Annotated in this window: 13 protein-coding genes; 6 read left to right on the plus strand and 7 right to left on the minus strand. The window is 37.4% G+C overall.

Features of this window, described 5'->3' with window-relative positions; all coding sequences use genetic code 11:
- The first annotated feature begins 2 nt into the window (after nucleotides 1-2).
- The 4 genes from A0F92_RS06200 to A0F92_RS06215 all read left to right on the plus strand — a co-directional run bounded on the left by A0F92_RS06200 (nucleotide 3) and on the right by A0F92_RS06215 (nucleotide 2,997).
- Nucleotides 3-794, plus strand: a complete 792-nt coding sequence (locus tag A0F92_RS06200; RefSeq protein WP_068242968.1) for a PhzF family phenazine biosynthesis protein — start codon at nucleotides 3-5, stop codon at nucleotides 792-794.
- A 54-nt stretch (nucleotides 795-848) separates the two neighbouring features.
- Complete coding sequence (gene rnhA / locus A0F92_RS06205) at nucleotides 849-1,331, plus strand: ribonuclease HI (RefSeq protein ID WP_068242971.1); 483 nt, start codon at nucleotides 849-851, stop codon at nucleotides 1,329-1,331.
- Between the two features lie 66 nt (nucleotides 1,332-1,397).
- Nucleotides 1,398-1,961, plus strand: a complete 564-nt coding sequence (locus tag A0F92_RS06210) for a UbiX family flavin prenyltransferase (protein ID WP_068242975.1) — start codon at nucleotides 1,398-1,400, stop codon at nucleotides 1,959-1,961.
- A 7-nt stretch (nucleotides 1,962-1,968) separates the two neighbouring features.
- Entirely contained in the window at nucleotides 1,969-2,997 is a 1,029-nt protein-coding gene (locus tag A0F92_RS06215; RefSeq protein WP_068242979.1) for a glycoside hydrolase family 53 protein, read from the plus strand.
- Nucleotides 2,998-3,147: 150 nt separating this feature from the next.
- Here A0F92_RS06215 and A0F92_RS06220 read toward each other — a convergent pair whose 3' ends face one another.
- Complete coding sequence (locus A0F92_RS06220) at nucleotides 3,148-5,691, minus strand: ATP-dependent Clp protease ATP-binding subunit (protein ID WP_068242981.1); 2,544 nt, start codon at nucleotides 5,689-5,691, stop codon at nucleotides 3,148-3,150.
- An 87-nt stretch (nucleotides 5,692-5,778) separates the two neighbouring features.
- On the opposite strand from A0F92_RS06220, the gene A0F92_RS06225 reads away from it, so the two are divergent.
- Together A0F92_RS06225 and A0F92_RS06230 are read left to right on the plus strand one after the other, a co-directional pair.
- Nucleotides 5,779-6,183 (plus strand): STAS domain-containing protein, encoded by a 405-nt coding sequence (locus A0F92_RS06225; protein WP_068242982.1) that lies wholly within the window; start codon nucleotides 5,779-5,781, stop codon nucleotides 6,181-6,183.
- Nucleotides 6,184-6,319: 136 nt separating this feature from the next.
- Nucleotides 6,320-7,225, plus strand: a complete 906-nt coding sequence (locus A0F92_RS06230; RefSeq protein ID WP_068242983.1) for a ribonuclease Z — start codon at nucleotides 6,320-6,322, stop codon at nucleotides 7,223-7,225.
- On the opposite strand, the gene A0F92_RS06235 is transcribed toward A0F92_RS06230, so the two are convergent.
- The 6 genes from A0F92_RS06235 to A0F92_RS06260 all read right to left on the minus strand — a co-directional run.
- On the minus strand, nucleotides 7,222-8,379 hold the full coding sequence (locus tag A0F92_RS06235; protein WP_068242984.1) for an alpha/beta hydrolase: 1,158 nt from the start codon (nucleotides 8,377-8,379) through the stop codon (nucleotides 7,222-7,224). The genes A0F92_RS06230 and A0F92_RS06235 overlap by 4 nt on opposite strands.
- Before the next feature lie 71 nt (nucleotides 8,380-8,450).
- Nucleotides 8,451-9,080, minus strand: coding sequence for a LolA family protein (locus A0F92_RS06240; protein WP_068242987.1), 630 nt, complete (start codon nucleotides 9,078-9,080; stop codon nucleotides 8,451-8,453).
- Between the two features lie 208 nt (nucleotides 9,081-9,288).
- Entirely contained in the window at nucleotides 9,289-11,952 is a 2,664-nt protein-coding gene (locus tag A0F92_RS06245) for an FtsK/SpoIIIE family DNA translocase (protein WP_068242988.1), read from the minus strand.
- Nucleotides 11,953-12,092: 140 nt separating this feature from the next.
- Nucleotides 12,093-12,485 carry a DUF423 domain-containing protein gene (locus A0F92_RS06250; RefSeq protein ID WP_068242989.1) on the minus strand — a complete coding sequence of 131 codons (393 nt, stop codon included), beginning with the start codon at nucleotides 12,483-12,485 and terminating at the stop codon, nucleotides 12,093-12,095.
- Nucleotides 12,486-12,508: 23 nt separating this feature from the next.
- Complete coding sequence (locus tag A0F92_RS06255) at nucleotides 12,509-13,081, minus strand: shikimate kinase (protein ID WP_167516851.1); 573 nt, start codon at nucleotides 13,079-13,081, stop codon at nucleotides 12,509-12,511.
- A gap of 9 nt (nucleotides 13,082-13,090) precedes the next feature.
- Nucleotides 13,091-14,188: acyl-CoA dehydrogenase family protein (locus A0F92_RS06260; protein WP_068243009.1), on the minus strand; the 1,098-nt coding region annotated here is incomplete at its 5' end.

Genomic DNA, 14,188 nt, shown 5'->3' on the forward strand with positions numbered 1-14,188 from the left:
CCATGAAAGCTTACCCCATTTATCAGGTAGATGCATTTACCGATACCTTATTTGGCGGCAATCCGGCTGCCGTTTGTCCGCTGCAAGCTTGGCTACCAGACCATACCATGCAACAATTAGCCATGGAAAATAATTTATCTGAAACAGCTTTCTTTGTTCAGAAAGAAAATGTTTTTGAAATCAGGTGGTTTACACCGGAAATGGAAATTGATTTGGCCGGCCATCCTACTCTGGCTGCAGCATGTGTTATTTTTAATGTATTAAAAACAGCAAAGCATACCATACACTTTGAAAGTAAAAGTGGCAGATTAATGGTAGAAAAGAAAAACACCTTGCTGGTGATGAATTTTCCCTCTCGCATGCCAGTTAAAACCGAACAAATTCCGGAAGGTTTGTTACATGGATTTAATATAGCACCACTAGAAGTATGGAAATCAAGAGATTTTTTGCTCATATATCCCGATGAAAACACAATACTTTCATTGGTACCCAATTTCAATCAACTCAACACAGTTGATACCTTAGGTGTAATTGTTTCTGCTGAGGGTAAACAAAGCGATTTTGTTTCCAGATTTTTTGTACCCAATTCTGTCATTGGCGAAGATCCTGTAACCGGATCAGCGCATGCAACTTTAATTCCCTATTGGCATCATAAACTCGGGAAAAATGCCATGACCGCTCAACAATTGTCAAAGCGCGGAGGTAAATTGTGGTGCGAAATGATGCATAACCGGGTTAGCATAGCAGGTAAAGCGGTTGTGTACATGAAAGGTGAATACTATTTGCCTGCATAAATTATTTTTATTGTTGCGCAGAAAATGTTCTGCATTTCTCTGTATGTTTACGCCATGCAAACTACCCAAACAATTACCATTTATACTGATGGTGCATCCAGAGGAAATCCCGGGCCGGGTGGTTATGGTATTATACTCATTTGGGGTGCACATAAAAAAGAACTATCAGCCGGGTACAGACTAACAACGAATAACAGAATGGAATTAATGGCTGTTATTGTTGCGTTGCAATCACTCACCAAAAAACACATTCCGGTTATTATTTATACAGATAGCCAATATGTTGTTAACAGTGTAGAAAAAAAATGGTTAGACAACTGGATTAAGACCGACTTTAAAGGCGGAAAAAAAAATAAAGATTTATGGTTACAATACCATCAGCTTTCAAAACATTTCAACATTCAATTTAAATGGGTGAAAGGCCACACCGATAATCCATGGAATAACCGTTGCGATGCGCTGGCTACAGCTGCCGCAGATGGCAAAAATTTGTTGATTGACGAAGGCTATGAAAAAGAAATAAACCTACTGCAATAAGTAAAATTGTGTGCCGGTTATATTTAACCTTTAAGGTTTACTTTTGTTATTCCAGCAAAGAAATCTATGCAACACAAAATTATATTAGCTATTACGGGAGCCAGTGGTGCTATTTACGCTAAATTATTGTTAGATAAATTGGTGGCACTGCAAACCCAAATTGCAGAAGTAGGGATAGTAATGAGTAATAATGCCAAAATTGTTTGGAACACAGAATTGGGCAATAACAGTTATTTACAATACCCCTTTCAATATTATGAAAAGCATGATTTTAATGCACCATTTGCTTCCGGATCGGCACAATTCAATACCATGATTGTTGCACCTTGCAGTATGGGTACAATGGGAAGAATTGCAGCAGGCGTAAGTGATGATTTATTAACCCGATCTGCAGACGTAATATTGAAAGAACGAAGGAAATTAATTTTAATGATTCGCGATACACCTTACAATTTAATCCATATCAGAAATATGGAAACCATTACCTTGGCCGGAGGAATTATTTTACCTGCTACTCCTTCATTCTATCATCAACCCACCACTATTGAAGCCGTTGCAGCATCGGTAGTACACAGGATATTAGATATTGCAGGCTTACATATAAACACTTATAGATGGGGTACAAAATAAGTATGCGATGAAAAAAATCTTTTTATTTATCACGATAATAGCTTTTTGTGGCTATTGGGGTTGCTCTAAAAATAAACAAAACATTATTATTACTTCTAATGACACAACCCATTTTTTTAAAGGGGCTGATGTAAGCTGGGTTACTGAAATGGAAGCAGCCGGCATTCACTTTTATGATTCTACCGGAACGAAAACAGATTTGTTTACATTGCTTAAACAAAAAGGCATTAACGCTATTCGTTTAAGAATATGGGTGAACCCAACCAACGGTTGGTGCAATACGAATGATGTTATCATCAAAGCAAAAAGAGCCCAACAAGCCGGTATGAAAATTTTACTCGATTTTCATTACAGTGACAGTTGGGCTGATCCGGGTAAACAACCCAAACCTGCCACCTGGTTAAACTTATCGTTTCCCTCACTGGTAACAACATTAGGTACTTATACCACCCAGGTATTACAAGCTTTGCAACAACAAAACATTACCCCCACCTGGGTACAAATAGGAAATGAGGTAGACAATGGAATGTTGTGGGAAGACGGCCGGGCATCTACCCACATGAATCAGTTTGCAGCATTGATTCAATCGGGATATACTGCGGTAAAAAGCTTTAATACAAATATTAAAGTCATTGTACATGTATCAAATGGATATAATAACAGTTTATTCCGCTGGCTGTTTGATGGTTTGCACGCAAATGGCGCTAAATGGGATATCATTGGTATGTCATTATATCCTGATACCGCGAATTGGGCTTCCTATAATTTGCAATGCATTACCAATATGAATGATATGATTGCCAGATACCACACATCAGTAATGATATGTGAAGCAGGTATGCCGGTAACACAACCGGATATTTGCAGACAATTTTTAACTGATTTAATTCAAAAAGTTCGCTCTTTGCCCAATCAACAAGGTATTGGCGTATTTTACTGGGAGCCGGAATGTTACAACAACTGGCAAGGTTATACACTAGGTGCTTTTGACAACACAGGCAAACCAACGGTAGCGATGAATGCATTTTTGCAATAAAAAGAAAAGCTCGCAAAAGTAAAAGGAAACGTTTGAGAATAGCTTAAATGAAAACTTTCTTCATCTCTTTACCGAATAAAAAAAGGCTGCCTCAAATTTCTTCTGAGACAACCTTATATTCATTCAAGCTTCAACAATAAAAATAGTTATTTATGCTTTTGCATTTTCTTCTTCTGCTGCTCTTTTTAATTCAAATACAATCTTACCATTTTCTTTATCGAGCGAAGCAATAAGAACATCTCCACTTTTTACATGCATATTCAATATTTCCTCTGCTAAAGGATCTTCCAGATATTTTTGAATGGCACGATGTAATGGCCTTGCGCCGTATTGTACATCATAACCTTTTTCTGCAATAAATTCTTTTGCTTCATCAGTTAATTCAAGTGTGAAGCCCAAATTTACCAAACGCTTCATCACTCCCTTCATCAAAATATCAATAATGCTGAAGATGTTTTCTTTGGTCAATGCATTAAAAATAACCACGTCATCAATTCTGTTTAAAAATTCTGGAGAGAAGGTTCTCTTCAATGCTTTTTCAATAACAGCTTTATTATTCTCTTCTTCATTCTGAATACGAGCTGCAGTAGCAAAACCAACTCCGCTTCCAAAATCTTTCAACTGCCGTACACCAATGTTGGAGGTCATGATAATTAAAGTGTTCTTAAAATCAATTTTGCGACCCAATCCGTCTGTTAATTGTCCATCATCCAACACTTGCAATAAAATATTATAAATGTCGGGATGCGCTTTTTCAATTTCATCCAGTAAAATAACGCTATAGGGTTTACGACGCACTTTTTCTGTAAGCTGGCCACCTTCTTCATAACCCACATAGCCCGGAGGTGCACCAATTAAACGGCTCACGGTAAATTTCTCCATATATTCACTCATATCAATGCGTATCAATGCATCTTCCGAATCGAACATATAACGGGCTAATGAACGGGCCAATTCTGTTTTACCAACGCCGGTGGGTCCTAAAAATATAAACGTTCCAATAGGCTTCTTAGGATCTTTTAAACCCACTCTATTTCTTTGAATGGCTTTTACCACTTTACTAATAGCTTCTTCCTGCCCTACTACCATTCCCTTCATATCTTCTGCCATCCGGCGAAGTTTATCAGTTTCAGCTTGAACCATTCTTTTAACAGGTATACCGGTCATCATGCTTACTACTTCAGCAATATCTTCTTCGCCAATTGGGTACCGTTTATTTTTACTTTCTTCTTCCCAAATGAGTTTAGCTTTTTCCAATTCTTCACCCAAACGTTTTTCTTTATCGCGTAAAGCGGCTGCTTCTTCAAATCGTTGACTCTTTACAACACGATTTTTTTCGTTTTTAACTTCTTCTATTTGTTTTTCTAATTCAACAATTTCCTCAGGAACATTGATGTTTTTCAAGTGTACTCTTGCACCTACTTCATCTAATACATCAATCGCTTTGTCGGGCAATAACCGGTCTGTCATGTACCTATCGCTCAATTTTACACAAGAATCAATAGCTTCTTCATCGTACACTACATTATGAAAATCTTCATATTTGCTTTTAATGTTGTTCAAAATCATAATGGTTTCAGGAACACTAGGTGGCTCAACCAAAACTTTTTGGAAGCGGCGATCCAAAGCACCATCTTTTTCAATGTACTGCCTGTACTCATCTAAAGTAGAAGCACCAATGCATTGCAACTCGCCACGGGCAAGGGCAGGTTTAAAAATATTTGAGGCATCTAATGAACCACTGGCACCGCCTGCACCCACAATGGTATGAATTTCATCAATGAACAAAATCACATCTCTGTTTTTCTCGAGTTCATTCATAATGGCTTTCATGCGCTCTTCAAACTGACCTCTGTATTTGGTACCTGCTACCAATGCAGCTAAATCGAGCGATACCACTCTTTTATCAAATAATACCCGACTCACTTTTCGTTGTACAATACGCAATGCTAAACCTTCTACAATGGCTGTTTTACCTACACCAGGCTCGCCAATTAATATAGGATTGTTTTTCTTTCTGCGAGATAGGATTTGCGAAACTCTTTCAATTTCAGCCTCACGGCCTACAATTGGATCTAAAGAATTAGTTTCAGCCAATTTAGTAATATCACGTCCAAAATTGTCTAATACCGGCGTTTTACTTTTTACATTACCCGGTTTGGCAGTACGTTGCTGATAAGCTTTTTGCTTTTCATCATCAAAGTCATCTTCCCCTTCATCTGAAAATTCGTTTTTGGGGGGCGGCGCTGAAGAATTGGTACCTACCATTCCCAGTTCATTTTTGAAAATATCATAATCTACATCAAATTGATTTAAAATTTGTGTGGCAATATTTTCTTTATTTTTTAGAATACTTAAGAGTAAATGTTCAGTTTCTACCAACGGACTTTTTAATGCTTTGGCTTCCAGAACGGTTACGCGAATTACTTTTTCGGCTTGTTTGGTTAAAGGCAAGCTATTAATGTTGGCAATGTTTTTTCCTGTTTTATCTTTCACGGCCAGTTCAATTTCTTTCCGCAATTCATAAAGGTCAACATTCAATTGCTTCAACACTTTTATAGCAAGATTTTCACCATCTCTAATTAAGCCTAATAACAAGTGCTCTGTGCCAATAAAATCATTCCCGAGCCGCAAAGCCTCTTCGCGACTGAATGAAATGATTTCTTTTACCTGGGCTGAAAAATTATTATCCATAAACTTTTTGGATTTATACAATTATAACGAATATTTTTGATCAAAGTTGCTTTCAACTTATTCACAAAATGTTTAGAAAGTCTTTTTATGAAAGTCAAAATTGATACCAAGGAAAAATTTACCGTTTTAACCCCTGAAGAACCCAATATTTATGACAATATGGCTGATGAATTAGCTGCTGCATGTCAACAATATCTTCAGGCGCCTATCAAAAATCTAATTTTAAAATTAAGCAATGTTCAAGATATTGACGGCAATATAGCGCAAAAGATTATTGATTTGCAACAAAGTTTTTACGATAAAAATGCTTCTTTTCTGGTTTGTGAAATGAATAAAAATATTGAGGCTGTTTTTGAACAGAACGATTTGATTGAAATGTTGAATTTTACGCCTACAGAATGCGAGGCATGGGATATTGTTCAAATGGAAGAGATTGAACGGGAGCTTTTAGATTCAAACGATTTTTCTTTTGATACGGATAATATGTCATAAACTGTTTTTTAGTTTTACATTCATTTTTTTCTTATATTGAAGGAAAAAGAGCAGCATTCAATATAATTTTTAACAATTTCTTGCAGCTATTCCGGTATTAAATTGTCTTCCATACACTGTAAAAAAAATTCACAATATGTTTGGTGTAACTATTTTAGGGAATAACTCAGCGCTGCCGGCTTATGACCGTCACCCTACTGCACAGGTAGTTACCCTGAACGATCAGCTTATATTAATTGATTGTGGAGAAGGTACACAAACACAATTGTCGAAATACAAAATCAAACGAAGCAAAATCAATCATATCTTAATCTCGCATTTACATGGCGATCATTATTTTGGATTGCCGGGATTAATTACCAGCATGGGTTTGTTAGGAAGGGAGCAAGATTTGCACGTGTATGCACCTGCTGCATTAAAAACAATTATTCAATTACAATTGAAGGCAGGAAATACCGATTTACCGTATACATTGCATTTTCATGCCTTAGAAACGTATGATGATTTATTAATTGATGAAAAAAAATTTAGTGTTCAAATTTTTACTACTGAACACCGGGTACCTTGCTGGGGTTTTATTATAAAAGAAAAACGAATGCCTCGTAAAATTAATAAAGAAGCAGTACTGCAATATGCAATACCGGCTTCATTTTACGAAGCCTTACAAAGAGGTGAAGATTATACCAACAAAGCAGGCAATACCATTCAAAATAATGTATTGACGATTCCAAATAAAGCATCCAAATCATATGTGTATTGTGCAGATACCCGCTATGCCGAGAAAAACATAAGTGTATGCAGCCATGCATCATTACTATATCATGAAACCACTTATTTACAAAACTGTGAAGATAAAGCTGCGTTACGATTTCACTCTACTTCCATACAGGCTGGTACATTTGCCACAAAAGCCGGTGCAAACAAATTAATTATTGGCCATTTTAGCAGTAAGTATGAATCATTAGATCTGTTTTTAAAAGAAACACAGGCTGCTTTCGCCAATACTGATTTGGCATTAGAAGGTGTAACTTTTTTGGTTTAATACAGTTGCATCAGCCAACGATAAAATGTAGGGAACTCCTCTCTCCAGTATTTTTCCTGATGTGTACCCGGCGGATACACAGAGCGACGAATAATATGGCTGGGGTAAGAAGCATCTAAATTTTTGATTACCTCATCCATATCAGACAACATGGTGGCACTCTCTTTCCCACCTGCATAAAAATAATAAACCGGTTTAAAATCAGCTTGCACAGCAGGTTTTAATTGTTGTGGCGAATAAAGCCAAAATGCAGGTGAAAAGATGCCTGCAGCGCCAAATATATTGGGGTATTTCATGAATGCATAGTAACTAATGATAGCTCCCATACTGCTTCCGGCAATATAAGTATAATGTGGCCCCTTTTTGGTTCTGTATTTGCTATCAATAAAAGGCTTTAATGTATGCACAATAAAATATATATAATCAAATCCTTCTCCTTTTACGGAATCTTTGCCCACTTTTCCTGCAGGAATGGTATAAGGGCTGTATTCACTCAAACGCTTGTCCCCACCATTATCAATACCAACTACCATACAATATTTACCTAATTTTTGCGCTAGTGTATCCAAACATTCATCAATGCCCCATTCGCCTGCAAATGCAGTTTGTTCATTGAATAAGTTTTGTCCATCCTGCATATATAAAACGGGATATGTTTGGGTTGACTGGTAGTAATTTTTGGGGAGGTACAGCCAAATTCGCCGGGTGCCATGTAATTGGGGAATATAAAAAGCAGTATCAATAATTGAAACTTGCGGACTGGCGGTATAGGGTTTGGGTTTTTCAGGGTAATCATCTTTCCAACCGGCAATGGTAAAAGAAGAATCAATATCCGAATCTATCTGTAAAACCCTGTCATTCATATCACGCCCATCTGCCAAACATTCCACTTTATCAAAACTGCCTCTGGTAAACTTAAAAGCATAATTACCCGGTGCCATATTTTTAATTACAATCCCCACCCTGCTGCCACCAAAAGGCTTTAACCGATATTGCTCATCTTTCGGATTCCAGTTGTTAAAATTGCCACTTACATAAATGGGCTCATTTTGCCGGGTAGCCACTTTTGTAACCATTAACTTAACGTTAAATTGTGCCTGTACTGCCGGTATTAGCAGGAGTAGTAATGCAAAGCTGAAAATTATGTTTCGCATGTAATAAAGTTAAGTAACCCACATAAAAAAAGCCACCTTTTAGAGTGGCCTATGATTTATTTCATTCATTTTTAATCTAATAATTCTGCATCGGCAGGATAGTTGGCGCGGTTAAAATTAAACATACCATCCGGCAACTTTGCTGCCGTATTCATGTTACTGATTAACACCACAGTTTTATTGTTGCTTTTATCTAAAATTACCGCTTTTGTTACTAAGCGTTTTAATTTATTGATAAACAAATCAACTTTTTGGAAACTACGCCTGTCATCTTTTGGAAACATTTCTATTTGATAACTACTGCCGTTGGAAGAAATGAGTTTGTAATTAAAATCTTTATCATAAGAACCGGATAGTAATTTTTGTGGGCTCAAGGTTGCAGCACTTTCTTCTACTGAAGATTTTGTAATGGTTTTATTGCCATCATAATTGTAAACATTGATTCCATCACAAATAATAACAGTTTTACCCTGTTTCAGTAAATATTTATCACCTTTCATAGAAAGCGTTCCTGCTTTAATACCATTGGGCTTTCCTTTACTGGTAATGGATTCCAGCATAAACTTTGCAGTAATACCTTTGGCTGATTTTACTTTTTCGCCTACCTCATTTAAAACCTTTTTAGCTGCAGGATCATTTTGTGCTTTTACCTTTGTTGACGTGCCAATCAAAAATGCTGCAACAAAAAACAAATACTTCATTGTTTAAATTTAATTTGAAAAATGAATCAAAACAGCGCTAATTGTATCAAACTTTTTTGATTTTTTAAATATTGGGCGCAAAGATAAGGCTTTAAAAATTTTAGACCTGTATTCAATTGGTTTGTTTAGCGGTTGTTTAAAAAAATGGAGGTTAATGAATGCGTTTCAGCTAACAAATCATCTATGGAATGTTTCAAATCAGCATTTGCTAAGGAATAGAATGCAGGTATTCTTCCAGTTCCGATTCTGTTTTAAAACGTACTTCTCTTGCTTTACTGCCCAAATTAGGCCCAACAATGCCGGCGGCTTCTAACTGATCCATTAACCTGCCGGCCCGATTATAACCCAATTTCATTCTTCGCTGAATGAGCGAAGTGCTACCTACCTGATTTTGCACAATTAAACGCGCTGCATCTTCAAACAGTGGATCACGATCTGTAACATCCATTTCTCTGCCTTCCATATCTTTTTCATCTACATATTCCGGCAATAAAAATGCTTCAGGATATCCTCTTTGTTCCCCAATAAAATTACATACCTTATCTACTTCAGGTGTATCAACAAAAGCGCACTGTAATCGAACAATTTCCCCATTATAATTAATCAGCATATCGCCTTTCCCAATTAACTGCTCTGCCCCTCCTGCATCTAAAATGGTTCTGCTATCTATTTTAGAAGACACTTTAAAAGCAATTCGGGCAGGAAAATTGGCCTTGATGGTTCCTGTAATAATATTTACCGATGGTCTTTGTGTAGCAATAATTAAGTGTATACCGATTGCCCTTGCCAATTGCGCCAACCGGGCAATGGGCATTTCAACTTCTTTACCGGCAGTCATAATTAAATCTGCAAATTCATCTACTACCAATACAATGAATGGAAGGTATTGGTGTCCTTTTTGCGGATTTAATTTTCTTTCTGTGAATTTTTGGTTGTACTCTTTAATATTTCTAACACCTGCTTCTTTCAGCAAATCGTAACGGTTATCCATTTCAATACACAAAGCATTTAATGTGTTTACCACCTTTTTTGTATCGGTAATTATAGCTTCTTCTTCTCCTGGTAATTTGGCCAGAAAATGTTTTTCAATAACCCGGTACAAGCTCAATTCTACTTTCTTAGGATCAACCAGAATAAATTTTAATTGCGACGGATGCTTTTTGTAGAGCAATGAAACCAGAATGGCATTCAAACCCACCGATTTACCCTGACCGGTAGCACCTGCCATGAGCAAATGCGGCATTGCAGCCAAATCAACAATAAAATTTTCATTGTCAATTTTTTTACCAATGGCAATAGGTAATGAAAAATTATTTTTTTGAAATTTATCGCTCGATATCAGCGTTCGCATACTTACCACCGTTTTCCTGATATTGGGTACTTCAATACCAATGGTACCTTTGCCGGGTATAGGTGCAATAATTCGAATGCCTAAAGCAGCAAGACTTAGTGCAATATCATCTTCCAGATTTTTAATACGGCTAATACGAACTCCAGGGGCAGGAACAATTTCATATAACGTTACTGTTGGACCAACGGTAGCGGCTATGCGTTGTATTGCAATATCATAGTTTTTAAGTGTTGCAATAATTTGATTTTTATTTGCTTCTAATTCATTGGGGTCATGTACAATTTTTTCACTGCCATGTAAATCAAGCAAATCAAGGGTTGGAAATTTATAATTACGCAGTTCAAGTGTAGCATCATAAGGCTCATCTAATACCAGCAAGGCTTTTTTTGAAGCAACAGAGACAACCTCTTCGGAGGCAGGTTTTATTTCTAATTGCATATCAACCGAATCATCTATCATCAATTTCGGCTGCATGCTAACTGGTGCATGTTCATGAATAGTATTATTTCGAATGACTGCTTCAGGTTCTGTTGCTGTGTCTAACTCCGTATGCTTATGCATGACATCAACAGACTCATCTGTAATTAATTCTGATTTTTCCAAAGCTATGCCCTGCTGTTTTTCCTGCAATTCAAAACGGATTAAAGGATTGGAGGCATCCATCATTGCTGATTCATCAGGCATAATAACAGTTACATTTTTTCCTCCGTTTTTCAGTTTGTTGGCTGTAACCCAAGCTTCATCTGTTGCGGGATATACCTCCAACGGCACTTCTTCAATTTGTTTATTCTCAGCATCCCATTGTTGGTAAACGGGTATTTCATCAGCAGAAAGTGTTGTGGCTTCATTTGAAGTGATTGGCTGTGGAACATTCCGGTTATTTTTACTGATGCGTTGAGGCCATTTAGGGAGTTTAAAAACAGGATTGAACCGCCATATTACATAAGCAAAAACAGCTATCAGTAAAAATGCTGCGGTACCCAGTTTACCCATCCATTTAATGAACCAGCTATCTAGCATATTGCCCATTGCACCACCCCATGAAAACTGACTGTTGGGTGTAATAAAAGTTGCGGCTACACTAATAATCAATAATCCCACTAAAACATAACGCAAATTTCGCTGAATGGAAAATACCTTTTTGCTAAACAATCCATTTACCCCAATTACAAAGAAAAAAGTACACAACAAATATGCTGCAATACCAAAACCCTTGTACATAAAAAAATGTGCCATATAAGCGCCGGAAACACCAAGGAGATTGTTAATTTTCACATCTTCTAACGAAAATATTTTTATGCCGAATTGCTGCACTTTATCCTGATCATCCTGCCAGGTAAACAAATAAGAAGTAAAAGCAATAAAAAGAAAAAAAGCAAATAAAAGGGCTACCGCACCAGCAATTTTTGTAGTGCGCTCATCCTTCACCACTTCAGATACGGAAATATCTACCTCTTTATCCGGTTGTAATTTTTCAGGATCTGGTGGCGGCGGCACATTCTTTTTTAAGCGGTTTGCCATACTAACAAATATAAGCGAACTACTTGCGAAATTGCCATATTAGAAAAGTATGTGGATTATTTATTGGTAGCGCATCTTTTATTCAGATTACTAAAAAGCCTATCTTTTCAGTGATATAGTGGGAATGATTACAATCTGTATTAGCTTTTCCGATTAAGGGCGACTACCATGCAAAACCATCCTGCTATAAAAAACACCCCCCCTATAGGTGTAATAGGCCCCACCCAAATTAATCCACTGGTATGATGTATGGCTTTCATGATGGTGATGGCATACAATGAGCCACAAAAGAACAAAATACCCACAGCAAAAAATCGGCCTGCTATACGCATCCATTTTCCCGGAAACGATTCGTATAATATCCCTGCAAATAACAACGCCAATGCGTGAAACATTTGATAATGAATGCCTGTTTCATATACATTGAGGGTGTCTGCATCTACCCATTGTTTAAGTGTATGTGCACCAAAAGCACCGAATATTACGGTAATTACACCCAGCCAGGCTCCGGTTTTTAAAAATCCTCTAAGCATATTCACGATTGGTTGATGTTGAATTATTTATTTTCAAAAGATTGTATAGCTGCAATCATAACTTCTATTTGAAGTTGTTCGCCTTTTAAGTGAATATCGGCTTTACCATAAAAACAGCTTCTTTCTGCTAATTTTTTCGATAAAAAATGCGTGAGCGCCGCTGTATTTTCAAAATTAGCCACCAATGGGCGATTCGATTTTTCTTTGAGCAGCCTTTCAGCCAAAGTATGCACCGGTTCATCAATCCAAATAGTAATCCCGTGTTGGTTCATCCATAACATATTATCATGAAAACAGGGAGTACCCCCACCCGTGGCCACTACAACGCTATTTTTATTGCTAAAAGTTCGCAGTTCGGCTGCTTCTTTTTCCCGGAAAAATGTTTCTCCCTTTTCATTGAAGATGGCAGCAATAGACTGTTGGTATACTTTTTCAATTTGTGCATCTAAATCTACGCCTTCAAAATTCAGTTGCCGGGCAATAGCTTTACACCAGTAACTTTTACCGCTGCCCATCATTCCCACCAAAAAAATGAGGGGAAATTTTGATGATGTCTTTGTTTGACTGAATGATTCATTGTTCATATATAATCTCATCAATCCTGCTTATGTAAATGCATTAAAGCCTGTAATATCCATTCCGGTAATTAAAAGGTGAATATCATGCGTTCCTTCGTATGTAATCACACTTTCCAGATTCATCATGTGGCGCATCACTGAATATTCGCCTGTAATGCCCATGCCACCCAATATTTGCCGGGCATCTCTTGCAATATTTGCGGCAATTTCACAACTATTCCGTTTAGCCATACTTACCTGAGCCGGTGTTGCTTTTGCTTCATTCATTAATACACCCAAACGCCAAACCAATAGTTGTGCTTTGGTAATTTCTGTAATCATTTCAGCCAGTTTTTTCTGCTGCAACTGAAATGCACCAATTGGTTTCCCAAATTGAACCCTTTCTTTGCTGTATTGCAAAGCTGTATCATAGCAATCCATTGCTGCTCCCAATGCACCCCAGGCAATACCATAACGGGCTTTTGTTAAACAACTTAAAGGACCTTTTAACCCTTTAACATTGGGTAAAATATTGGCTTTAGGCACTTTTACATCATGAAAAACCAATTCGCCGGTGGCACTGGCTCGCAAACTCCATTTTCCATGTGTGGTGGGTGTTGTAAAACCTTCCATACCTCTTTCTACAATTACGCCCTGCACTTCACCTGCTTCATTTTTTGCCCAAACTACCGCAACATCAGCAAATGGCGCATTACTAATCCACATTTTAGCACCATTCAAAATGATATGATCGCCTGCCTCTGTAAAATGGGTAAGCATACCCGCAGGGTTACTGCCGTGATTGGGTTCAGTTAATCCGAAACAACCCAACCATTCACCAGAAGCTAATTTGGGCAGATATTTGTTACGCTGTTCCTCATTACCATACGCATAAATAGGGAACATCACCAACGAGCCCTGAACACTGGCAGTAGAACGAACCCCGCTATCGCCCCGTTCCAGTTCCTGCATCATTAATCCATAACTAATATAATCTAAACCGCCACCGCCATATTGTGCCGGAATGGTGGGCCCGAAGCAGCCTAATTGAACCATTGGTGATACAATTTGCTCGGGAAAAGCTGCATTTTGTGCATATTCTTCTATAATGGGCGAAATTTCTTTTTTTACATAAATACGCAAAGC

Origin of the sequence: Hydrotalea flava (assembly GCF_001623405.1) — a bacterium.
In the GTDB taxonomy this organism is placed as follows: domain Bacteria; phylum Bacteroidota; class Bacteroidia; order Chitinophagales; family Chitinophagaceae; genus Hydrotalea; species Hydrotalea flava.